The 24,236-nt window shown below is 41.6% G+C and carries 22 protein-coding genes and 1 riboswitch; of the genes, 6 read left to right on the forward strand and 16 right to left on the reverse strand.

Annotated features, from left to right (window positions below):
- Window positions 1-4: 4 nt before the first annotated feature.
- From MKX59_RS14900 to nikA, 4 genes are read right to left on the reverse strand one after another with little or no spacing between them, the layout of a single operon-like run.
- Entirely contained in the window at window positions 5-820 is an 816-nt protein-coding gene (locus MKX59_RS14900) for an ABC transporter ATP-binding protein (protein ID WP_053325465.1), read from the reverse strand.
- Window positions 783-1,664, reverse strand: a complete 882-nt coding sequence (nikC, locus tag MKX59_RS14905) for a nickel transporter permease (RefSeq protein WP_076265363.1) — start codon at window positions 1,662-1,664, stop codon at window positions 783-785. The genes MKX59_RS14900 and nikC overlap by 38 nt, the downstream gene beginning before the upstream one ends.
- Window positions 1,665-1,668: 4 nt before the next feature.
- A complete protein-coding gene (locus tag MKX59_RS14910) occupies window positions 1,669-2,610 on the reverse strand; it encodes an ABC transporter permease subunit (RefSeq protein WP_023988650.1) in 942 nt (313 codons plus the stop codon).
- Between the two features lie 19 nt (window positions 2,611-2,629).
- Window positions 2,630-4,255 (reverse strand): nickel ABC transporter substrate-binding protein, encoded by a 1,626-nt coding sequence (gene nikA, locus MKX59_RS14915; protein ID WP_023988649.1) that lies wholly within the window; start codon window positions 4,253-4,255, stop codon window positions 2,630-2,632.
- 197 nt (window positions 4,256-4,452) lie between these two features.
- Here nikA and MKX59_RS14920 point away from each other — a divergent pair, with 197 nt between their 5' ends.
- A complete protein-coding gene (locus tag MKX59_RS14920; RefSeq protein ID WP_053325463.1) occupies window positions 4,453-6,156 on the forward strand; it encodes a helix-turn-helix domain-containing protein in 1,704 nt (567 codons plus the stop codon).
- Here the strand turns inward: MKX59_RS14920 and MKX59_RS14925 are convergent.
- From MKX59_RS14925 to MKX59_RS14940, 4 genes are all read right to left on the reverse strand, one after another.
- Window positions 6,153-6,323 (reverse strand): hypothetical protein, encoded by a 171-nt coding sequence (locus MKX59_RS14925; protein ID WP_155613676.1) that lies wholly within the window; start codon window positions 6,321-6,323, stop codon window positions 6,153-6,155. The genes MKX59_RS14920 and MKX59_RS14925 overlap by 4 nt on opposite strands.
- 431 nt (window positions 6,324-6,754) lie before the next feature.
- The gene (locus MKX59_RS14930; RefSeq protein ID WP_340858504.1) at window positions 6,755-7,516 is read right to left on the reverse strand and encodes an SDR family oxidoreductase; all 762 of its coding nucleotides are present in this window, start codon (window positions 7,514-7,516) and stop codon (window positions 6,755-6,757) included.
- A gap of 316 nt (window positions 7,517-7,832) precedes the next feature.
- Entirely contained in the window at window positions 7,833-8,003 is a 171-nt protein-coding gene (locus MKX59_RS14935) for a hypothetical protein (RefSeq protein ID WP_023988644.1), read from the reverse strand.
- A 48-nt stretch (window positions 8,004-8,051) separates the two neighbouring features.
- A complete protein-coding gene (locus MKX59_RS14940) occupies window positions 8,052-9,017 on the reverse strand; it encodes a flavodoxin family protein (RefSeq protein ID WP_023988643.1) in 966 nt (321 codons plus the stop codon).
- 312 nt (window positions 9,018-9,329) lie between these two features.
- On the opposite strand from MKX59_RS14940, the gene MKX59_RS14945 reads away from it, so the two are divergent.
- Entirely contained in the window at window positions 9,330-10,883 is a 1,554-nt protein-coding gene (locus MKX59_RS14945) for a PucR family transcriptional regulator (RefSeq protein ID WP_076265365.1), read from the forward strand.
- A 155-nt stretch (window positions 10,884-11,038) separates the two neighbouring features.
- Here the strand turns inward: MKX59_RS14945 and MKX59_RS14950 are convergent, their stop codons facing one another.
- The 4 genes from MKX59_RS14950 to MKX59_RS14965 form a co-directional block, all read right to left on the reverse strand.
- A complete protein-coding gene (locus tag MKX59_RS14950; RefSeq protein WP_023988641.1) occupies window positions 11,039-11,353 on the reverse strand; it encodes a DMT family transporter in 315 nt (104 codons plus the stop codon).
- A gap of 3 nt (window positions 11,354-11,356) precedes the next feature.
- Window positions 11,357-11,698, reverse strand: coding sequence for a DMT family transporter (locus MKX59_RS14955; RefSeq protein ID WP_023988640.1), 342 nt, complete (start codon window positions 11,696-11,698; stop codon window positions 11,357-11,359).
- 94 nt (window positions 11,699-11,792) lie between these two features.
- Window positions 11,793-11,891, reverse strand: a riboswitch (guanidine-I (ykkC/yxkD leader).
- An 83-nt stretch (window positions 11,892-11,974) separates the two neighbouring features.
- Window positions 11,975-12,493, reverse strand: a complete 519-nt coding sequence (locus MKX59_RS14960) for a GNAT family N-acetyltransferase (protein WP_071558729.1) — start codon at window positions 12,491-12,493, stop codon at window positions 11,975-11,977.
- 25 nt (window positions 12,494-12,518) lie between these two features.
- Window positions 12,519-12,971 (reverse strand): MarR family winged helix-turn-helix transcriptional regulator, encoded by a 453-nt coding sequence (locus MKX59_RS14965; protein WP_023988638.1) that lies wholly within the window; start codon window positions 12,969-12,971, stop codon window positions 12,519-12,521.
- A 115-nt stretch (window positions 12,972-13,086) separates the two neighbouring features.
- On the opposite strand from MKX59_RS14965, the gene MKX59_RS14970 reads away from it, so the two are divergent.
- A complete protein-coding gene (locus MKX59_RS14970) occupies window positions 13,087-13,731 on the forward strand; it encodes a YczE/YyaS/YitT family protein (protein WP_023988637.1) in 645 nt (214 codons plus the stop codon).
- A gap of 218 nt (window positions 13,732-13,949) precedes the next feature.
- Window positions 13,950-14,864 (forward strand): dihydrodipicolinate synthase family protein, encoded by a 915-nt coding sequence (locus MKX59_RS14975; RefSeq protein WP_023988636.1) that lies wholly within the window; start codon window positions 13,950-13,952, stop codon window positions 14,862-14,864.
- Between the two features lie 350 nt (window positions 14,865-15,214).
- Here the strand turns inward: MKX59_RS14975 and MKX59_RS14980 are convergent, their stop codons facing one another.
- The 3 genes from MKX59_RS14980 to MKX59_RS14990 all read right to left on the reverse strand — a co-directional run bounded on the left by MKX59_RS14980 (window position 15,215) and on the right by MKX59_RS14990 (window position 19,090).
- Window positions 15,215-17,077, reverse strand: coding sequence for a beta-glucoside-specific PTS transporter subunit IIABC (locus MKX59_RS14980; RefSeq protein WP_076265366.1), 1,863 nt, complete (start codon window positions 17,075-17,077; stop codon window positions 15,215-15,217).
- A gap of 105 nt (window positions 17,078-17,182) precedes the next feature.
- Window positions 17,183-18,628: a glycoside hydrolase family 1 protein gene (locus MKX59_RS14985; RefSeq protein WP_028541273.1), complete on the reverse strand. Its 1,446-nt coding sequence runs from the start codon at window positions 18,626-18,628 to the stop codon at window positions 17,183-17,185.
- Window positions 18,629-18,649: 21 nt separating this feature from the next.
- Complete coding sequence (locus MKX59_RS14990) at window positions 18,650-19,090, reverse strand: DMT family transporter (protein WP_023988632.1); 441 nt, start codon at window positions 19,088-19,090, stop codon at window positions 18,650-18,652.
- A 346-nt stretch (window positions 19,091-19,436) separates the two neighbouring features.
- Between MKX59_RS14990 and MKX59_RS14995 the strand changes: the two genes are divergently transcribed.
- Window positions 19,437-20,330, forward strand: coding sequence for a LysR family transcriptional regulator (locus tag MKX59_RS14995; RefSeq protein WP_023988631.1), 894 nt, complete (start codon window positions 19,437-19,439; stop codon window positions 20,328-20,330).
- A 979-nt stretch (window positions 20,331-21,309) separates the two neighbouring features.
- Here MKX59_RS14995 and MKX59_RS15000 read toward each other — a convergent pair.
- The gene (locus tag MKX59_RS15000; protein WP_340858505.1) at window positions 21,310-22,065 is read right to left on the reverse strand and encodes a helix-turn-helix transcriptional regulator; all 756 of its coding nucleotides are present in this window, start codon (window positions 22,063-22,065) and stop codon (window positions 21,310-21,312) included.
- 118 nt (window positions 22,066-22,183) lie between these two features.
- Between MKX59_RS15000 and MKX59_RS15005 the strand changes: the two genes are divergently transcribed.
- The gene (locus MKX59_RS15005) at window positions 22,184-24,100 is read left to right on the forward strand and encodes a right-handed parallel beta-helix repeat-containing protein (RefSeq protein WP_279833690.1); all 1,917 of its coding nucleotides are present in this window, start codon (window positions 22,184-22,186) and stop codon (window positions 24,098-24,100) included.
- Window positions 24,101-24,236: the final 136 nt, after the last annotated feature.

Raw genomic sequence — 24,236 nt, forward strand, 5'->3', positions numbered from 1 at the left:
CCGTTCATTCATTCAACCGACTGCGTAGCAATTCTTGTGTATAGGAATGTTGTGGTCGATTGAATATGGATAATACGTCGTTATGTTCCACGATCCGTCCTTCATGCATCACGATGACCTCGTCTGCCATCTCTGCGATGACGTCAAGATCATGCGTAATAAGCAGGATGGCAACGTCCTGGTTCATCCGCAGTCTCTCTAGTTCCTCCAATACATGGTATTGATTAATACTATCGAGGGCTGTGGTGGGCTCGTCCGCAATGACGATGGAGGGTGACAGACACATCGTTAGCGCAATCAACACGCGTTGCAGCATGCCTCCGCTAAGCTCGAACGGATATCGTTTGAGAAGTTCCAGCGGATCAGGCAGCCTTACACTTTCAAGTGCCTGCACAGCCAGTGTCAACGCATCCGTTTTACTACACCGGGCATGTGTGCGGATCGTTTCGACAAACTGGCTTCCGATGGTATGAACAGAAACCAGTGCATTCATTGGATTTTGAACAATATATCCAATATCATTTCCGCGAATGGTGCGTAACTGCTCTTCAGTCATGCCGTTCAGTTCATCACCTCTCAGTCTGATGCTGCCGTTTATGCGGATGGCAGGATCGAGTAGCTGAAGAATCGATCGACAGGTTAGCGTTTTGCCGCTGCCACTCTGTCCTGCAAGACCTACGACGCGTCCAGGCTGCAACGAAAACGAAACATCATCCAGCAATCGTTGAGAAGCGCCGTCTTCGATCACATCGGCACAGACATTATGAAGTGCAAGCAATGGTTCAGGGGTTGCCGATCTGACGTGATGTTCTTCGAACATTGCGGGTGCTCCTCTCCTTCACTTTCTTTACGCCGAGCAGTTGGGAGAGCGACTCCCCCAGTACATTGAACGCGGTGACTACAAGTAAAATACACAATCCCGGATATAGCATTAGGGAAGGGTGTTCGCGCAAATAGCCGCGTCCTTCATTAATCATCGCTCCCCATTCCGCGGTAGGCGGCTGAATGCCGAGTCCCAGGAAGGAAAGAGCTGAAATATCCATGATGGCCCACCCCATCTCTAGCGTACCGATCACCACAATTTGCGGGAAAATATGCGGAAAAACGTGTCTTCTCAGGATCACTAATCGGCTGGAACCGCAAATGAGGGCAGCCAGCAAATACGGCTCGGAACGCAGATGCAACACCAGACCCCGGGTCATACGTGCATAGTACACCCACTGTACCAGCAGCAGTGCAATAATGACCTGATATATCCCTGGTCCAAGCATACCAACGATGCCAAGCACAAGGACGAGGTTCGGAAATGCAAGCATGCCGTCGCAAATCCGCATTAATAGCTGATCCAGCCAACCGCCTACGTAACCGGATAACATGCCAATCGATACACCAACCAGCACAGATATGGAAAAGACACCCAACACCAGTCCAAACGTAATCCGGACACCATAGATGAGTCTGGACAACACATCCCTGCCCAAATGGTCGGTACCCAGTAAATGCTCAGCCGAGGATGGAACGAGCTTGTCAGCCATTCGTATCTGATTCGGATCATGGGGAGCTATCCATGGAGCAAAGATAGCTGTTACTGCGCAAACACACAAAAAGAACAGGCACAAGCCTACGACCAGCCGCTTGCCAAAAAACAAACTTTTCAATTTCATATTCCTACCTGCTCCTTTCTTGCAAGGAAAGCCTCGGATCAGCAGCCATGTGCAGAAGATCGGTTAGGAGACTTGTACATAAGTAAAGACATGCAGCAAAAAAAACATAGCCCTGAATGACTGGTAAATCGCGGTTGAAAATGGATTCCACGAAAAACCGCCCCAAACCGGGCCAGGAGAATACTCGTTCTACCACAATCGTTCCCGTGATAAGCCTACCCAGATTCATACCGAATCCGGTAATGATGGGGAGGATGGCCAGTCGAACCACATGTCTGAGCATGATGCTGCGCGGCTTTAGTCCTCGTGTATGCGCATAGTCCACGTAAGCCTGCTTCATCTGCTCCAGAATACTCTCGCGAAACAGTCGGGCATAGGTTGCCACAAGTGCCAAAGAGAGAGTCAATGATGGTAAAATCAAATGCTGCCATGTGCCCTTTCCTTCCACGGGAAGCAAGTCCCCGTGGAGGGCAAACAGATAGATCAGTAAGTAACCCAGCATGAATTGCGGTAAGGATGCGCCGATGTAGGAAAGAATGCGCACCGCATAATCTACCCACCGCCCGGCGTGTACGGCCGAGAGATACCCTAGTGTGACAACAGCTACGAAAGCGATCAACATACTGCTCCCCGTCAACTGCAACGTTGCGGGCAACCGTTGCCAAATCTCTCCCCAGACAGACTTGGAGGACAGGTACGACGTCCCGAGGTCTAGCTGTAGCATGCGAACAGCAGATTGCACGTACTGAGACATAAAGGGATCGTCCAGCCCCAGTTCTCCCCTCTTCTCCTGTAGCATTTGCTCGTTAGGCTTGATATGAGCTGCCGAGAAGTACGCCTCGGCCGGATCAACCGGAGAGAGCCTCATTAGCACAAAAGCTACGAAGGTGGCGAACAGCACGAGTGGAACCAGCGTCAGTGCTCTTCTAAAAATATAACCTGCCATAAGTGGCCCTTCCTTTTCTTTATTTTAGGTGAATGCTATTAAATGGATGATCCCATCTGCTCTCTGGAAATGAAACGTTATCCAGTGTTTTCTGGTATACGTTATATTGACGAATATAGGACAGGGGTATAATAACCGATTCTTCCTGAACTTTTTGTAAAATCTGATCATAAAGCTCTTGTCTCTGTTTCTCGTCAACGGAAGCCAGTACTTGCCTGATCTGTTCGTCAAGCTCTGCCTTGCCTTCAATATTGAGATGTGCCTCTGCAACGCCAAAGGTAGGCTCCGCTACCGCATTGACCAATGTATGTGGATCGTAAGGCACTCCGGAGTTGAACCAGAAGTTCATGTCATAGTCTCCCTCACGGAAACGTTTGGTCTGTTCGGTCAGCTCAAGTCCCGTCAACTGAAGTTTAACGCCAAGTCCAGCCCATTCGGCCTGAAGTGTCTCGCCCATCGCTTTCTGGATGCGGTCAGTTGTATCGTACATCAGCTCAAACGACAGCTTCTCGCCATCCTTTTCCCTGGTACCGCCCGATGCCGGAACCTTCCATCCTGCCTCGTCCAGATAAGCTGCTGCTTTGGAGGCATCGTATGCAAATCCAGGGAACGTCTGGCTAACGTAAGGATAATCGGTCGTTAGCACCTGCGTCGCAGGCTGTTCCACGTCAGACGTGATGCCTTTGACCATCGCAGCCTTGTCAAATCCGTGATGCAATGCAAGCCTTACTCGCATATCCGTCAGCTTTTCATTCTGCGTATTCAGGATTAAGTTTCGCGTGCCCAACGGGCCCGATACTTCCGTTTCGAATGCATCGTTCTTTTGCAGGCGCGTGAATTCGTCAAGGCTAATGGAACCCTCTCCGAAAATGAGATCAAGATCGCCTTTCTCGAAGGCTAGTACCCGAGTTTCGGCATCCGGTATGATGCGGACCGTGATCTTGTCCAGTTCAGGCTGTTCGCCCCAATAGTTCGGGTTTTTCACGAATACGCTGTATTCATCCTGCTTGTATTCTTCAAGCATCCATGGCCCCGTGCCGATGGGAGACTGAATGCTTTCCAGCGTATTGTCCCCTTCCGGGAAGCCTGCATCGGCCAAGAAGCGGAATGGACGCACGGTCGTTAAGTCCTGCAAAACCGGATAGTACGGCTCTGACATGACAAGCTTGACGGTGTACTCGTCAACAAGCTCGAGGTGATCCAGCAATTTGGCCGTTCCCAGCCAGCTATGCGTCGTCTTGTTTTGCAGGATCGCGTCTATGTTACGCTTGACGCTAGCGGCGTTGAACGGTGTTCCGTCCGAGTATTGGACGTCCTCCCGAAGATGGAAAGTATATTCTTTGCCGTCCTCGCTAATCTCCCAACTGGTGGCCAAATGAGGCTTGATTTTTCCCCCTTCGCCGTACTCAACCAGCGGTTCGTAAATCATGGATTGTGAGAACAGCTGTGATGGATAGTACGCGTGCGGATTAGATGGACCCAAATCCCTCATCCATGAAACCGTTATTTCTTTAGCTCTTTCCTGTTCCCCGTTAGCTGACGCAGATGGTGCTGCCTCCTCTTTTTTGGAACATGCCGCTGTCACAGCAAGCAGAAGCATAAATAGCATGACAAGTATGCCTTGGAACATTTTTCTCTTTCGCATGGTAAAGCCCCCTAAAACATTAATGAGAATGAAAATCATCTTCAATTTATGTTAAGGAGTTTGGTATGATTGAACAATGGATATATTTCTGATTTTTTATAGCACAAAAAACAGAACCGGGCTTGCGACAATTGACTTGTCTATGCATGTCTTGCTTGGAACCGCGGTTCAAAATACATTTGGTTAAGGAGCACAACATGGAACGTTCAACAATTGACGGAAAAGAAATTTCCTTTTTGCCGAATGAAGGATACGACATATACATCCCTCAAAGCGTGAGCCTTTTCCGCAGGCTGTCCTGCAAACAGCTTATCCCGAGCTCGCCTGGGGCGCATCGCCTCGTCGTGTTTAAGTCGACATCCGGTGTGTTACACTTGAGGAAGCATTTCGTGCAGACCGAAAAAAACGATGTCTTACTGCTTGCACCTGATGCGCAGGCCAGCATTCAATTCGTCGATCCGCACGAAGAAACATTGGGGGCTTCATCGTCCGCCACGCAGCTGAATACCGCGGCGGCCATCGTCATCGTGTTCAGTGTATACCGGCTTGGAGAGTCGAAACCAGCCAATGAATTACTGTCCATGATTCCGTACGAGACGCGCATGAACATTACTGACGAATCAAGGTTACTTGATTTGGCAGGAACGCTCGACCTCTCATTGAAGCGCCCCACTCCCGTCCCCGAAGAGTCGAGATTGAAACAGCAGATTGCGTTGCAGGAACTACTCCTGTTCCTGATGGAAAACATTCGACGGAATACGGAAATATCCGATAACATTCAAGCGGTGAAGCATACAGTCACTTATATCGAATCTCACTATCAGCAAAACATTACGGCCCGCCAGTTGTACAGCATCGCAGGTGTGGCTAAATGGCAATACAGTACCTTATTCAAGTCCATTACAGGAAAAAAACCGTTGGACTACGTGTTGGATATTCGTATGAAACACGCCAAGCGGCTGTTGTTACAGACCGAGGACACGATTGCACAGATTGCCCAAGCCGTGGGATTCAAGGATGAGAGTTACTTTTCGCGCAAGTTTAGACAAACGGAAGGGATCACTCCCCGCCAGTACGAGGAGGCTGCTTCAGTCAGCTCATCTCCCGTGCTCATGCCCGAGGTTCCTTACAAACGGATCGTTGCCGTTGGTTATTCGCTGGGCGATCTATTGTCCTTGGGTATCACGCCGATAGGCGCAGATGTGGAGATCATAGGTAAAAGAGGTCTGTACTGGGATTCCATCAATGGTATTGAGGATATTGGATTACTGGGTGAACCGGGCAAAATACGTAAGCTTCTTCCTGACCTGATCATTCATTCTGGTTTCCGTCAAGATTGGATCGAAGAATTGGCATCCATTGCCCCAACCGTGCTCATCGATCGCTATGAACACGTCTATTCAAGAATCATGCAAACAGCAGAGCTAATGAATCGGCAGAAGCTTGCACAACAATGGATTTATCGGCATCGCGCTGCAAGTAAACAAATGTGGATAGGCCTGGCGAAGCATATGGATGTTAAGCAAACAGCAGCTGTGTTTTCCATCGTTGAGGGCAATCTCTACATCATGAGCATGAAAGGCTTTGCAGTTACTGTATACCACCCTGACGGCATGCAGCCTCCTCCGAAGGTGAAGGAACTAATCCGGGCAGGCATTCCTTTTCAACTGACGCGACCGGAACATGCCTGTAGCTATGAAGCCGATACCCATTTTATTCTCATGGATAACGATCCCCGTACGATCCGGTTATACAGAAGACTGATGCAGTTACCATACTGGAACTCGAAAAGCATCGACCGTATTATTCTTACCGAGAACAAGTACAATTTCGATGATCCGCTCACGATGGACAGATTGTTGCTAGAGCTTCCTCAGATGATTCTGAAGAAAAGTCACTAATGACCACATTGATTTCTCCACGCCAAAAATAGGGATGTAATCAATCGCCTCTTACTACGATTGGTTACATCCCTATCCCCTACAGCGTCATATCCTGCAGCCACTGCAAAACAAGCAATCATACTTCCAATATTACCGACTCCAATAAATCCAATGGTTTTTTTCATATGTCAATGTTCCTCGTCTGATGTTTGTTCACTGTAAGTTTTTTATTGATTATCTTGGCTTGGGACAAGAACTGTACCGATAAAATAAAAAAGCCGATAAAATAGCGACTTTCAATGGGACCTTGTTCTTGTCCCTCGACATCCTTGTAGTATGTATTCAGATAATATTCGCGCAAATCTCGGGGATCTGCGGTGACTAGTGTTTCCTTATTCGATCGCAAAAAACGAGAAAAACGATATGCAGCTCACATTCATGATAATGATATCTAAATATAACTAAAAAATGACGGGATCGTGTGTCAACGCTCCTGTCATTTTATAACATTATTTTTGACATTACATCTCTTTCAATTGAATATTACTTTAACCTTGCAAGGATCTTACTTCGATGATTATATATTTTGAAGCATGTGTGCTCGTTAAACAGTGGATTAGAAGCCTGCCGTCCAACCCGCGTCTGCAGCTATAACAGCCCCGTTCACAAAGCTCGATTCGTCTGATGCCAGGAAAAGGGCTACTTTTGCGATTTCTTCCGCCTGCCCTACGCGAGGAATTACGCCTTGTGTAACCTTCGTTCGGGACGCGCCAAACTCATTTAAGTTATGAATCGTTGAAGTAATGTTTGTGGCTGTCGCTCCTGGCGCAATGGCATTGCATCGGATACCTTTTTGAGCATACATGAACCCCGTGTTTTTCGTAATACCGATTACCGCATGCTTTGAGGCAGTGTAAGCAGCGCCCGCATGCGCGCCGCTGAAGCCGCCCGTAGATGCCGTATTTATAATCACTCCATTCCCTTTATCCAGGAAGATCGGGATAACTTTTCGAATCGAACGCATAACGCTTTTTGTGTTAACATCGAATATAAAATCCCATGTCTCGTCGTCCACATCTCCTACAGGCGCCATGTTATCCATAACGCCCGCATTGTTAACTAAAATATCGAGAGTTCCGAATTCATTAACAGCAGTATCGATCATAGCATGAATATCATTTAAATCAGCAACATTGGTTTTTACTGCGACGGCGGTTCCGCCAGCTGATTTAATTCCTGCTGCAACCGCTTCAGCTCCTTCAATGTTCAGGTCTGAAACAATAACACTTGCGCCTTCTTTTGCAAATAATTCTGCGATCGCTTTCCCCATTCCTGATGCTGAGCCTGTAATGACCGCAACTTTTCCTCCCAAACGCATGAAAAATCCCTCCAATGTTTTTTTGAACAACCGTTCATCTGAAGTATGGATCAAATTCTAAATCAAAGTCAATTGTACGAAAGTACACGCCCGAACGGGGGATTCTCAAGAACGAGCACCTCAAAAGGCTGCCTCATGAAAGTCCCTGAAGAACTGTGTAGGTGATTAGTTCACGTATTGGAGCTAGTCTGATGAATCTTTTCGAAGGAGTTTAACGATTAGTGTCAGGTCAATTTTTAGGGATTGATCCAGGTGATGCGGTTAGTTACAGCAACAAAGGATTTATGTTCAGAACCTTATTGCATCTGACTGGTCTTTACATAAGTAAGTAATATTCCAGAGTGATACTTTTTGAAGTTTTCCCAACAACTAAATTATCATTAATGATCTTAGGTCCTATAAACCAAAAGAGTGTGTAAGATGAAAAACTGACGCCGTTTAGACCAGCTCCAACCATGCCTGCTTCAGCAAGCATCTTACCAGCCAAATTCGCTCCCAGCCTTTCAAAAAAAGAATAAGCACTTTATTCGGAATATCAATTACGAGCAGGTCTGGAATAAGATAAATAGTTTTTGTATTTTTTTAATCTTTCAGGCAACTCGCCAGCCTTGGAATTAGGTTTTAATGAAACTTTATATAATTCATCCGCATGCTCGAATTTCCCGGAGATTAGAACATGAGAATGCGCTCTATCTTCTTCCGCGACATTGAATTTAACTTTGCCCTGTTCAACCTCCAAAGTGCCCTTTACACCGCAAATTCCGCATATTGCAGGATAATTATCATCATGATTCCTGATTTCAACGAGTTTGGAATGACAGATTGGACATAAACCAGATTCGCCAATATATTTCGCTTCCGTATTCGAGTTCATTAGTGTTTCAGCCACATGACGACCAGATTGCCTAGCTCTGTTCAATTCATTTTCCTTGAAGACTACTGATCCAGGCAAGCCAACCCAATTAACCAGCATTTTGTCTACAACATTGATTTGCATCGGCAGCGTGAAAAGATGGAGCATTGGCAGTGCAAGTGTGTCCCACTCACTCCCTCCTACAGCTATAAGAGAAGCCACTCTTTGTTTAAAGCTTCTTTCATCTGGGCCTTTACCAGTAGTTATTCCTCTTTCTTCGCGTTGCTTTTTGGCAATCATTCGGAAGGCAATGTCATGGGAGGGCCCCATCCGGTCATTCAGAGTCTTCAACAGTCCACTCGGACTTTTCTCATAAATGGCGGAGCTCAAAATTAACCCGTCGCATTCCATTATTTTTTCTTCAATAAATCCATAATCATCATTCTTTATCACACAATCTCCTGAGCCACACTTTTCAAGCAGGCTCACTACACAAGCATTACAACCCGTGCAAGGTTTAATTTGCAGGTCATTAAGACGTATAAGCTCTACCTCGGCACCCAGTTCTTCAGCACCCATCAGAGCTTCCTTGACAAGGATTTCTGAATTACTCATCCTTCTACCGCAACTGATCCCTAAAATTTTCATTAATATCCTCCTGCAATTTGTATTTGTTAGGCATAGATCCTGAAGCAAATCCATGCGAGAGTTTCAGCTTTCTCCACTAATTTCGCATAAATTTGCTCACATAATTCCAAAACTATTCCCTCACAGAGTTTTTGATTTTAAACAATATTACTCATTTTTTGATTAAAGTGTCATTTATTGCAGCGTGTAATAATTTCAGTATATATAATAAAAACGTTATATCCCATGTGCTGGAATTTAAATATGGTCCAATATAGTGACGATGTTTTGTAATATTGCACAAGGATTAAAAAGCTTTTGGAGGCTGCTCTCGTGAAAATTCAAAAAATAATCAGAAAACTTAGCGACTGTTATCTTTCCTTGCCCGAAGAGGCCATGCAAACAAAAGAAATCAGTGAATTTACTATCCTGCGGTTGAGTTCCATTTTCCAGGCTGACACAGCTTATATAGGCAAGCTTTCGGATTTGCCAAAGGACTTACCTACAGACACTCCTCTTTTCTGCATTCAGGATTGTGATGCACTTGTAGACTCTTATACTTGTCTTACCCTTCTGCCAAATGGACTGGATCTGCTGGATCTTTCGGGAAAGATTTCATCTATACTTGCTCATGAGAATCGGCTCATTGAGCATATGCACACTCTGATATCCGCACTTTACTCAAACAAAGGTTTACAATACTTGACAAACGAGGCCTCCCGCATCTTTGGTAATCCGGTAATCATTGTCGACGCAGGCTATAAGTTACTCGCTATGTGTCAGGCCCCCATCCCCAGCCGACCTGATATCGAACAGCAGCGAAATTTGGGTTATATTCTTGACAGTAATATTGAGAGCATGAAGAAATCCAATCTGTACGAACTGACCCGTATGGCTCTTACTCCTTATTATTCACGCGATCCCGAGACCAACGACTGTTGGATAACAGCTTTTGTGTACGTACATGGTATAGAATTCGCGCAGGTCAGTGTTATGGAACTGGATCGTAAATTTACAGATATTGATTTTGAACTCGTACAATTTCTTTGTGAGTTGGTTTCGGTAGAATTGCAAAAGAACGACTTTTATAATTGCAATCAAGGAATGATGCATAGTTTTTTGCTTTCCGAACTGCTTACAGGCGAGCTCAATGATGCTAATGTCATCGCAATGCGACTGGCTCATCTGGAATGGACGCTTACACCTTACCTGAGAGTGATGACCTTGACAGACCTGAAGAACGGCTTTTTTGACGGGAAAGTTCAGTTGGTTGCACAGCATATGATCCAATTACTTCCGGATAGCCGTTGGATCGTATATCAGGGACGTATTGTATTTCTCATTTCCCTCGTTGATTCATCCTGTAAAATCATTGCTGAAGACAAACGAATTCTGGAATTTCTCCAAGTAAACGGCCTAACTGCTTCGCTGAGTGACTGCTTTAGTCATTTAACCTTTTTGCGAAAATATTATAAGCAATGCCTAACCGCCATCGAGATTGGTTTCCAACTTAATTCTAACAAGCCAGTATATATGTATGAGGACTATCTCTGCGAGCATATTGGAAAGATCATATCGGAACAGAACGATCTCGCTGACTTCTGCCATCCAGTTATCCAAAAGTTAATTGCTTATGACAATGCCCACAAAACAAGTTTGCTACCTACCCTTGAAGCCTATCTTCAATATGTGGACACTCCAAATATTGCTGCTAAAACACTTTTTATTCATAGAAATACTTTGTTCTATCGAATCAACAGGATGCGTGAGCTTTTCGAGATTGATCTAAGCGATGGTGATATTCGTCTGAAACTTCAAATGACTCTTCATTTTCTAAAACTGAAAACACAACGCGGCGATCCTAAAGATCAGAGTATAGAAGGGTAAGCAAATGCAAAAAAACATGCAGACAAAATTTCTTATCGATACTTTGTCTGCACGCTGGTCTTTTCTTTCTATTTTTAAATTTAATGATAGCCCATAAGCATTCAGATAGTTCGCTGCTGTTCTAAGATGACCAGTATGTCTAATTCCATCATTAATCAGCTTACCAGCTTTAGGCCAACTGCTGAACCGAGTACCATCGCAATGAACAGAATTCTCGCGGTATTACGCGGTTCACTGTAAAAGATCATGCCCAATATGGCCCCGCCAGAAGCCCCAATACCGGTCCAGACAGCGTAGGCCGTTCCCATGGGTAGTGTTTCCATGGCCAGGGATAGAAACAAGAAGCTCAATCCAAAGCCTGCAAGCAAGTAAAAAGCAGACAGGAAATTCCGATCTTTATGGAGCTTATTAATCATAAGAACTCCCATCATCTCAAATACGCCTGCCAAAATTAGAAATACCCAGTTCATACGTCAGTGCACCTCTTTTCCTTGTTTCTTCTCTTTGCTCTGTATTTTGAGCCCTACAACTCCGAGCAGAAGCACCCCGATTAGCAACAATTTAGATCCCTGTACCTCAGCATCAAACAACAAAATTTCTGCCAATACAGTGCCGGCCGTTCCCAACCCGACAAACACTGCATACACCGTACCTACCGGAAGCGTACGGGAAGCCATAATCATGAGTATGAAACTTACTAAAATTCCAACTAAAGTGCCCCCCCACTCTAACCATCCGCTGGCATGTTTCAGGCCGATGACCCATCCAACTTCAAATAATGCCGCAATTACAACAGATAACCATGTCTTGTTCATTCTGTGCTTCCTCCTTTTTGATAATGCTGCAAATGTAGTATGGATTTATAGCAGCAATAAAAAAAGCCTGAGAGAATACTGCATACAGCAGTTTTTCTCCCAGGCTTTTATCCCTCCGTGGCACAGTACGACGACTGTGAGTTTTCTCTCGGACCAGCCGATATTACATCGCGGAACCCTAGAAAACATTTTTGAATTCAATTATAGTTAACATTATACACATTAGTTAATAAATCACAATATAAAATTAATAAGAATTCGTATATCATCCTAAACTTATATTATTGTTTTGGTCATTATGAAATCAATTTGTTCTTCTTCACCCATATAAAAAGAGTGTGCGCCAGTTTGAACAAACCCCATTTTCTTATAAAAAGCAATGGCGTTTTCATTTTTTTCCCATACACCGAGCCAGATCTTCTTTTTATTATGTTCAATCGCAATTTCCATAGCTTTATTTAGCAGATATTTGCCAAGCCCATGTTTTTGAGATTTGTTTTTTATATAAATCCTCTCAATTTCGAGCGACTCATCACCCATTTTTTCGGATTGGGCATCATTCATATTTACCTTTAAGTATCCAGCAAGTTCTTCATTAAAATAGATGAAAAAGATTTCTGAAGAGTCGTTGGACAATTCCTCCTCCAACTGCTTATAGTTAAATGCTCTTTCTAGATAAGCTTTCATATTTTCAGGTGAATTCTGATCTTTAAAAGTATCATTAAATGTTTCAATACTTATTTCTTGGAGTATTTGTAAATCTTCACGGTTGCACTTTATTATTTTTACAGTCACTTAATGTATCGCTCCTTCATGTAAATCAATAATTTCTCTTGTTCCCCTTTTTTACAAATTCCCAGTCTTCCCCTATATTTTCTCTCACTCTTTGAAGAAGATTGAAAATGGTTTCTACTTCTCTTTCCGAAAATCCCTCTAATGCAACGTTATTGGAATAATCATTTTCTCTTTTTATAAAAGGATAAACATTGTTCCCTTTATCTGTTGGATAGAGTTTTTTAATTTTTTGGTTATGGTTATCTTCTTTCTTTTCAATAAATCCATTAATTACAAGTTTTTTTATAGCACGAGATGCAGTTGTTCGATCTACTTTTATCATCTCAGCTAACTTTTCTTGAATGATTCCTGGGTTTTCACATATTCTCACAAGGTACAAATACTGCCCTTTTGTAAGGTCATATTCTTTAAATTCGATATTACTTATAGAATCTAATGCCCTTGCGATCATTCCAATTTCACGAAGTACTTCCTTCATAGTTAACTCCTTCGCACCTATTTTATTGCAAATGCAATAAAAATGATATATATTGAATTTACCTTATTTTTATTGCATTTGCAACAAAAAAAATATATTAAAGAGGTCGAGTAAAGTGAAATATATTTTTTTTGTATTAGGAATTTTTATATTATCCCTTGGAATTTCGTTCACTATACAATCAGACCTTGGGACTTCGCCTTTTGATGCACTTTTAGTAGGACTGTCCATAAATGTGGGGCTTACTGTGGGAAGTTGGGAAATCATAATAGCTATAATATTGATATGTTGTAATTCGCTTTTGAAAAGACAAAGACCAGAAGTTTTGGGGTTGTTAACAGCATTTATAACGGGTATTGGTATTGATATGTGGCTTTTTTTATTACACAATTTGATAGCACCTGAACTATGGTACAGCAAAGTTGTTTGTTTTGGAATTGGTTTAGTTGTTGTAGGATTAGGAACTGCAACATATTTACAGACAAATTTTGCACCAATTCCAGTTGACCGATTAACATTAATCATACAAGAATTAACTAGAACAAATCTATTTTTTTCGAGAACACTCATCTATCTTATATTCTTGATCATAGCAGTCATTTTAAATGGACCCATTGGCATTGGAACTTTGTTAACCGTTTGTTTAGGGGGGCTAATACTCAATTACTTTATGCCACTTACTGAAAAAGTACTTGACCGCATATTAACACACTCTGATACATCACTAAATCATGAGAAACATAAAAAGCATTCTATATAGAATGCTTTTTATGTTTCTCAATTAACCTGATCTGTTAAAAGATGTAATATCCAAGTTGACACTGAAGCTTGATGCTCATATCTCTTTGTTTCGATCTTAAGTTTGTCTAGAAGAATTGGTACTGTTATTTGTCTCTCAATTGGTACTTTAATTGTGTCTAATTCATTTTTATAATGTGTTTGTATTTTGAAGGTCAATTAATAAAGGAGTGTAGCTTTATGTTCTGTGGATTATCTGCTTTTCCACTCACCCCAGTTAACGAGGCAGGTATTAACGAAAAAGCATTTGTGACACTAATTCAACGATTAGTTGCAGCTGGTGTAGACTCAATTGGTGCATTGGGTTCAACTGGAAATTATGCATATCTTAATCGAGAAGAACGTTTACGTGTGCTTCGACTTGCTGTCCATTCATCTGAGGGGATTCCCGTGATGACAAGTATAAGTGCGATTCGTACTTCTGAAGTACTTCGATTAGCGGAAGATGCACAAAGAGCAGGAGCAAGCGCAGTGCTGTTAGCTCCTGTTTCTTACCAGGCATTAACAAATGAAGAGGTATATTCGTTGTATGAACAGGTGACAAGCTCGCTCTCTATTCCGCTCTGCGTATATGATAATCCGGGGACTACACATTTTCATTTCAGTGATGAGTTGCACGGTCGGATTGCTGAGCTGCCTAACGTTCGTTCTATCAAGATTCCTGGAGTGCCTTCTGATCCTGAAGCAGCCAAGGCACGCATTAGAAAACTGCGAACGGCCATTCCTCCCCATGTAACTATAGGAGTAAGTGGAGACTCATCCGCAGTCACTGGCTTGGATGCAGGCTGTGAAGTATGGTACTCAGTTCTTGGTGGTTTGTTTCCAAGGGCGTGCCAAAAAATGACCCGTTTGGCCCAGTCCGGTTTTGCTGAAGAAGCGAAACAACTCTCGGCGCTACTTGAACCGCTTTGGTCGTTATTTCGTCAATATGGCAGCCTTCGCGTTATTTCAGCAGCAGCAGAAATAAGTGGCTTGATCTCAAGTCCCAGTCTTCCTTTGCCCTTACAACCATTGAATCAATCAGCTAGAGAACACTTGAAATTCATACTAAAGGATCTTCAGTCTACAGAAACATTCTGTTCACCATTCGGCTAATACCTTTTCGAAGGGGAGACTACTAAGCACGTTTGCATTAAAATTTTTCGTTATGAGTGTTGGAGGAACAACAGATGTGGTTCATATTTGCAATTGGTGCTGAACGTGTTCTAGAGGCTTTGAATTACATTGTCCTAGAAGCAGACTCATTACCTCTCGAAGTCGATAAGGCTATTTCGAGACCTTATTGTCCAATACTTTGCTGAACTACCCAAGCATTCGTAATTTCTTAATCCTTTTCTTCGTTAGCAACAGAACTATCTACTAAAAACAGCCAGCTATAATAGCTATAGCTGGCTGTTATACGTTTTTTCAATTTACTTCCAAGATCAAATCCATGCTGTCCTGTGTTAAACCAAATTTGAAGAAGAAACGCTAGGTTTTGCAGGAATCACATGTAATAACTGTTTTGAATTTGGATCCTCCAGATTCACATGCACTTGATCATAATTAAATGAATTCGTAACAATAACCATTACCGTAGAATCATAACCCGCAGCCTTAATTTGCTCCAAGTCAAACTCAACTAATTTGTCATCAATGCCAATTCTATCATTTTCCTTAACCAATGGTTTAAAGTGTTGTCCCTTTAATTTCACAGTATTAATACCGATATGAATCAAAAGTTCTATACCGGAATCAGATACAATGCCAATCGCATGCCCGGTTTTGTACACGCTGCTTACCGTTCCGTTTACCGGAGCTGTAACAATTCCGCTAATTGGAACAATCCCTGCTCCTTTACCCATCGCTTCAGAAGCAAACACCTCATCGCTTACACTGCTTAAAGGAACAATTTGGCCATTCACAGGTACCATAACCTCGTTTGGATTTGCTTGATCACTCAAATTCGTCACACTCTTATTCGAAACACCGAAGAAATAAGTTAAAATGACGGCTCCAAAGAATGCAATAATTAATCCGATGACTTCTCCAATGAAACCTTGGCCTAAATAAGTTGGAATAGCCAACAAGCTAGGAAATGTAAATGTGGATGCATGTACTTCAAACGATCCAATAACAGCGCCTCCAATACCAGCAGCGATCATTGCACAGTAGAATGGACGCTTTAATTTAAGGGTTACGCCGTAAATTGCCGGTTCAGTGATACCAAAAATGGCTGTGATTGCTGCAGAACCCGATAGGCCTTTGATTTTGGCATCCTTGGTTTTCAAAAATACGCCTAGAGCAGCACCTGCTTGAGAAAGTACGGCTGCACATACAATTGGCAACCATTGGTCGTATCCTTGATTAGCGACATTGTTTATCATCAGCGTAATCAGCGCCCAATGGACTCCGAAAATGACAATCGACTGATGGAACGCTCCTAAAACCAACCCAGCAAGTAATGGGGAGAAACCAAAGATTGCTAACAATACCATGGCGAACAGGTCACTGATCTTTGTGCCTAGAGGGCCGATAACAGCCAAAGTTAGAGGCAACATGATAACTAGAGAAACCAGAGGGGTTAGCATATTACGAATTGATTCCGGAAAGAATTTGTTCAACAAAGGTTCCAAGTAAGAGAGGCCCCAAATCGACAACAGAATGGGAAACACAGACGCCGTATACGTAATTGGTATGATCGGTATGCCAAAGAAATCAATCGTTTGTGAATTGGATACGATCTCTACTAAAGACGGATGAATGAGTGCACCAGCTAACGAAACGGCTACGAATGGGTTGACTTTAAGCTTCTTGGCCGCAGTAAATGCCAAGAAAATCGGCAAAAAATAGAAAATGGCATCACTTGCTGCATTCCATATTTTATACGCACCACTGTCAGTCGATATCCAGTTCATTGTTGTAAATAAAGCTAGAATGCCTTTCAAAATTCCGGATCCAGCCAAGGCTCCCAGAAATGGCGTAAATACGGCCGAAACAAAATCCATCAACTGACTGACAGGATTAAATTTCCCAGTTCTTTTTTCTGAAGCGCTTTCATTGTTGCTAGAAGCATGTAATGCCATTCCAGGTAATGATGTTAGTGCATCATAGACTTGAGCAACGGAATTACCAACAACCACCTGATACTGTCCGGCACTATTGACGACGGTAATGACCCCATCTGTGTTTTCAATCTTTTTGGTATCTGCAGTACTCACATCATTTAATTTAAATCTCAATCTAGTGGCACAATGCCACACCGCATTTACATTCTCTTTTCCTCCTACGCCATCCAGAATATCCTTTGCCAATTTTTGATAACTCATAGTTGTCCCCCCTATTATAAATGCCCGGACCATTTTCCACATACCGTATTACAAAAACGATACAAAATGATCCGGCGGTGCCTTCATCATTTAGTGATTCTCATCCTAATCGTTGGTGGTTCTATGAAGATCCTCGCCGTTTGTATCAATAACTTGCTTATACCAGTAAAAACTATCTTTATAATGGAATTGCCCATTTCCATTACCTTCATCATCATAGTCCACATAAATAAAGCCATATCTTTTGCTCATTTCAGCAGTACCTGCACTGATGATGTCGAAAGGGGCCCAGGTACAATAGGCAAAAACATCTGCCCCTTCATGTATTGCCTCTTTCAGTGCTGCAATATGCTCCTGGTGGTATTCGATGCGATAATCGTCATGAACTTTATTGTCCGCTGTTAAAACATCTTTAAATCCAAGACCATTTTCAGCCACCATCATGGGAACATGATACCTGTCCCAATACTTAGACATGCAGAGATATAATCCTGAAGCATTTATAGACCAGCCCCAGCGATTCGCTTTCAAATGGGGATTTTTGACGGTAGAATTAGGGTCCATCGTATTCTCACTAGCTTTAACAGTATTTGACCAGTAATAAGAGACTGCAAGGAAATCGGCTGTATTGTTCCAAAGCAACTCTTTCTCCGATTCCGTAATTTCCAGCTGGATGTCATGGTCTTCGAAATACGTCAATGCATATTCTGGATACTCTCCTCGAATCAGAACATCGCTGTAGAAATATTGCATTCGATTCCGTCTGAAATTCAGTTCGACATCTGCAGGTTCACATGAATAAGGGGCGGTTAACGTATCGGCCAACATCATTCCCATTTGAAGGGATGGATTTAGCTTGTGGCCAAACTCAGTAATCTTTGCAGAAGCTACGAATTGGTGATGAACCGCTTGAAACTGAGACTGCTCGTAATGATCAACTTTATCTTTCAGTATGCCAAGGGAGGCAAATGCCTCTTTGTGGACAAGGTTAATTTGATTGATAATGATCCAATATTTAACGGTTTGATGATATCTTTGCAGGACGGTTTCCCCATACTTCACGAAGAAATCAATCAGTTTCGGGTTTGTCCAACCGCCATATTGCTCAACCAAATTTAAAGGCATTTCATAATGGAAAATCGTGACGATTGGCTCAATATTTTTTTCTTTCATGTACTCAAATAATCGATCATAGAAGGCCAAACCCTGCTCGTTTGGAGCGGTATCATCTCCATTCGGAAAAATCCTGCTCCAAGAAATAGACAACCGCAACGTTTTTACATGCATGTCTGCTAACGCATCGATATACTCACGGTATCGTTCGTAGAAATGTACTCCTTGGCGCTTAGGGAAATAGTATGTCCCATGTTTGTATTTTTCGTATGTTTCTGAATCCATGTTATTAAAATGTAGATCAATAGGATCAGCTCCTGGAATAAACGGCTGAATATCAGCGGTACTTAACCCTCTTCCATCCCTGCGATGTGCACCTTCTACTTGATTAGCAGCAATAGCCCCTCCCCACAGAAAGTCTTTTCTTATTTTGCTCATGTACGTTTCCCCCAAATGTATTTAAAATTTTTGTACGATAAAGACTCCTGCAATAACCAAAAGAGCTCCCAATAATCGAGGAATATTCAAAGTGTGCATACTAGCACCAATTAATCCAAAATGATCAATGATCACCGACACGATTATTTGTCCAGCTAAAACGTATCCAACCGTAGCTGCTACTCCTATTCTGGGCATGAGAATGGTTGTCGCCAATACATAGAAAGCACCCAGTAGTCCTCCTGTCCACATCCACCAGGGAGCTTCAAACCATTCTTTTTTGAACAACGATCCTTTTACAAAAAAAGATATGATTATTAATGAGATGGCACCTACTGTAAAAGAAATGGCCGAAGCAACAATAGGTGATCCCACCACTGTCCTTAGCTGCGCATTAACACTAAATTGTGTAGGCAAGGCCATTCCTGCCAATAATGCGAAAATTATGAATATGATAGCCATGTATTTTCCCCTTTCTCTTACTTTGATCAATTAGCCAATCTGAAATTGAACGAAGTGCTTCAATAAATCGTTTATCCGATTTTAGAACCACGAGAAAAGAAAATACCAAAAGAACGGTTTCAAGTGTGTCCATTGCAAAAGTAATCCCGCCTCACAGTATTATCCCCTCTCAAATTCTGAAGATTGAATATCTCCTACAGATGAGTCAATAATATATCTTAAATATGGGAATACTAGATTGATCACCTTCTCAATTTATCGATTAATCATTGACAACCCGAGTATAATTCACGCAGTATAATAAGTAAAATTAATAATAAGTATAGGAGGTATACTAAATACTTATATGGATATTAATTATGAACTCTATAAGATCTTCTATATCACAGTAAAAGCTGGAAGTATGTCTAATGCGGCAAAGGAACTATTTACATCACAATCGGCAGTTAGTCAGTCCATAAAACTGCTTGAAAATAAGCTAGGTGGACAGTTGTTCCATAGAAGGGCACAAGGAGTGTCCCTTACTGCGGAAGGAGAGATATTATATCAATATGTAGAACAAAGCTATGAGTTATTACAGGCGGCTGAAAGAAAATTTTTGGAATTAAGGAATTTAGATGCTGGCCAACTAAGAATAGCCGTAAGCACAACAGCTTGTAGTAACTTCTTGATGCAATACCTAGAGACATTCTCCTTGGCTTACCCTAATATCGAGATTTATATCAAAGATCAATCTACTCATTCTACAATTAAGCAGCTAGAGTCAGGCGAAGTTGACATAGGAATCATCAATCTGAACGGAAGCAGAGATTCTCTGACGGTGATTGGAAAAATAGAAATACAAGATTGTTTTGTAGTAGGTGAGAGATTTAAAGAAATATGTGATAAACCAATATTCTTAAAAGAACTAGTAGTAAATTACCCGATCATTCTCATGCAGAAAGGACTTAATACAAGAAAATATATTGACAACTTTTTCACTTCATATGGCTTAAAAGTAATACCTAAAATAGAACTGAGTACCATGGAACTGTTAATTGAGTTTGCTAAAAAAGGTTTGGGCATATCGTGTGTAATCGAGGATTTTGTTCGCAGCGATTTGGATCAACAACAGCTATTCATAGTGCCCATCCAAGAAATCATACCTAAAAGGTTTTTAAGTATTGCTATCAAAAAAGACTTGCCCCTTTCTTCAGCAGCTCAGAAGTTTATTGAGCTTTTTCAAAGCTGCACAGTATAAATTTATAAATTGGGTTATCTATTAAAGAATTGTCTAAAAAAAGCTCACTAAGGGCTTCTTATTTGACAGTCAACGAACCTCGCTTCAACCGCTCCAGAATGAGGTCGTCTGCTCCTGCGACAACTGGATGGTCGGTATAGTGAGCATTAAATAGGTAGATATCTAATCGGCAATGGAATAATCAAGTTCTTGTCCTTGGCTCGGAGCATGAACTTGATTTCTTAAAACAAAAAAGCCGTCATTTAGGCGGCTCCTAATGCAACATGGCTTTTGTCATCCGACATTTTTTTATTAACTCAAAGCTCAAGTTTACCAACCAATTTTTTTGAATCAATCTCCTCGTTCCGACATGACGTACCAACCGCAGTGCCCTTTGCTGTTAAAAGTATAAATTTTTAGAAAATTCATAACTTTGGAACTATTTTTTTTCACAAAATTTAATGAACCGAAAACACAAAATAGCAAGTCTCTAAGTTGCAAGAGACTTGCTATTTTTAAGTTTTGGCGACTTGACCCTTAAGAATGAAGTGAATACTGCCACAGCAAACGTACCGAAAACATTTGTTGTGTGATGTATACTGTGTACGAATCGAATCGTTTTTGTTGCCGAGCGCATCACAACCGAGTGAGCTTCTGCCCTGTGACCAGACAGGAAACGAACCCTTTGAAACCACTCACCAGATATCCTGATAAGCCCTCGTAAATCACGGCTTTTAGATGACAAGGGATTGCCGCACCTGTTCACATAACCGATTTAAAATGGTGTGCGCCATGTAGAAAAATTCTTGGTAATTGGATGGCTGCGTTTATGGATTTTCTAATTTATTGCTAGCAAAACTTTGGATTAGAAGGATCGTAAATTATGATCTGAAGATTGTTGAGAATTAATGATTATATTTTCAACATAATCACCAGCTAGTTTAAGCTGAAGGTCAACAAAGTGCTCAACGCATTTACATTATGCTTATGCCGTTCTTCTTTAGTCCATTGCTCGATATTCTCTAGGCGCTCTCCTGGTTATTTCCTTGAAGTTACGATGAAAGGTTCTTAAATTGTTATAACCACACTTGATTGCAACTTCACCAATCGCCTGCTGGGAATTTTTCAGCAAATAGCATGCCTGTGAAATCCGAAAATGATTTAAGTAGTCTGTGAAGGTGATGTTCATTTGTTGGACAAACAACTTTGATAGATAAGGATAGTCATACTGCAGATATTTTGCAATGTCTTTTAATGTGCAATCAATAGAATAATTTTCCTCTACATAAAGCAGCATCTTATAGAGCACCTTTGTCTGAGGTGATTGCTTAACTAGGGTAAACGATTTCTGATTTATCAGATCAGCACAAACAGCATATAAAAAACTTTTCTGGCTATAGATTGAATTCAGCTTACTAAAATCAATAGCTCTCTCCAAATGCAGTGCACTGTCATTTGGAATTAAGCCTTTTAAATTCATAAAAAAGTCGCCGATCAATTCTGGCGAAAAAAGGATGATTGTAATATCAGAGTAATCGATGGTCTTAAATTCATGCATTTGATTTGTAAAGATAAAGACCAGATCATTTTCCTTCAAAAGATACTCTTTTTGATCAATGGATACATATAGCTGTCCATCATTAACATAGATCATTTCATATGCGCGGTGAAAATGAAGGGGAAAGCTATAATTCTTCAATGGAAAAAAATGAAAGAATTCTTCCCCCTCCATTCCATGTTTTTCAAATAAGACCATACAACTCTCCTTTGCCAGAACACTAATATTGTCTTAAAGTGTACTATATTTTGGATAGAATTAACAAATATTATTTCCTATAATAAAATAAATTGAATTTAAAGGAGGATATAAGACTATGGAGTATCACGTAGCAAAAACTGGTTCAGATCACGGCCAGGGGAGTCAAGAAGATCCATTTCTGACAATCAATAAAGCAGCTTCTGCTGCTGTGGCAGGAGACACGGTTATTGTCCATGGAGGGGTATATCGTGAATGGGTAAAACCAAAATTTAAAGGATTAAGCACCAAGAGAAGAATTACTTATCAAGCTGCAAAAGGTGAAAAAGTAATCATTAAAGGCTCTGAGCATATTCAAAGTTGGCAGCATGCAGAAGGGAATGTTTGGAAGGTTGTATTGCCGAATGAGTTTTTTGGTAACTATAACCCATATGCTCTTGAAGTGTCCGGAGATTGGCTCGTAACAATTGAGGAAACCAAGCATTTAGGAGACGTTTATTTAAACGGTATGTCTTTTTATGAAGTTAGCCGCTTTGAACAACTGATCGATCCGAAGGTTACAACAGAAGTATTGGACCACTGGACAAGAAAAATGGTTCCTGTTCATAATCAGGAACAGACAAAATATGTCTGGTTTGCAGAAGTGAATGCTGATAATACAACCATATATGCGAATTTCCAAGGCGCTGATCCGAACAAAGAATTTGTTGAGGTTAACGTTCGCAGATCTTGTTTCTATCCCCAAGATACAGGGATTGATTATATTACAGTAAGAGGCTTTGAAATGGCGCAGGCCGCAACACCATGGGCACCTCCGACAGCGGATCAGCCTGGACTGCTTGGTGCCAATTGGAGCAAGGGTTGGATTATTGAAAACAATATCCTTCACGATGCAAAATGCAGCGCCATCAGTATTGGTAAAGAAGCCTCCACCGGGCATAATTATCGCTCCGTCCGGAAAGACAAACCCGGATACCAGTACCAGCTTGAATCTGTCTTTTCTGCTGAACGTAATGGCTGGTGCAAGGAAAAAATCGGCTCCCATATTATCCGTAATAATACGATTTATGATTGCGGTCAAAATGGAATTGTGGGTCACTTAGGCGGTGTATTTAGTGAAATTCATCACAACCATATATATAATATTGCTCTGAAACGTGAATTCTACGGTCACGAAATTGCAGGAATCAAGCTCCATGCAGCCATAGATGTCCAGATTTATCATAACCGTATCCATGACTGCTCTTTAGGATTATGGTCAGATTGGCAGACACAGGGAACAAGGATTAGTAAGAATTTATTTTATAGCAATAATCGCGATTTGTTTGTTGAAGTAAGCCATGGGCCATATATCGTTGATCACAATATAATGGCTTCTGAATATTCTCTGGACAATGTGTCACAGGGTGGAGCTTACATAAACAACCTAATCTGCGGTAAGATGAATCATTGGAAAGAAATGACACGTTCTACACAGTATCACCTCCCCCACAGCACCAAAATCGCAGGTTTTTCTTTTATTTACGGCGGTGATGACCGTTTTTATAATAATATTTTCATTGGAGCTGATGGATTAGAAGGTGTCGGAACGTCCCATTATAAAAACCACACGGCTTCTTTAGAAGAGTATATTGAAAACGTGCACAAAAATCCCGGAGACGCTGAAATATTTAACTTGGTGGAACAACCTGTTTATATTAATAACAATGCGTATTTGGCCGGAGCAGAACCGTTTGAAAGAGAAAAAGATAAGATAGTTGACAAAAGCTTTCATCCAAACTTCAGAATAGTTGATAAGGGAGAAGAAGTTTATCTTTCCTGTGAATTACCGGAAAATTTCGATGTTTTTCTAGGTGAAGTACATTCAACAGCAACATTAGCACGGGTACGTATCGTTGACGCTGAATTTGAGCGCCCCGATGGTAGTGAAGTGATCCTGAATACTGATTTGTTGGATATGCAGAGAGTAGAAAAGTCTCCAATAGGGCCGATTACACTTTTGAAAAAAGGTAAAAATTATATTAAAGTTTGGTAATCCCTTATAGAAAAAGCCTTACACCTCTATAAATTATGGTGTAAGGCCTCTTTCACTGATATCGCTTGAATATTTTTTCAAATATAAGATTTTTGAATTTAATTTTATTAATGATCTGGCACATTTAGGCTTGCAT

Source organism: Paenibacillus sp. FSL R7-0340 (genome assembly GCF_038002205.1).
Classification (GTDB): domain Bacteria; phylum Bacillota; class Bacilli; order Paenibacillales; family Paenibacillaceae; genus Paenibacillus; species Paenibacillus polymyxa_B.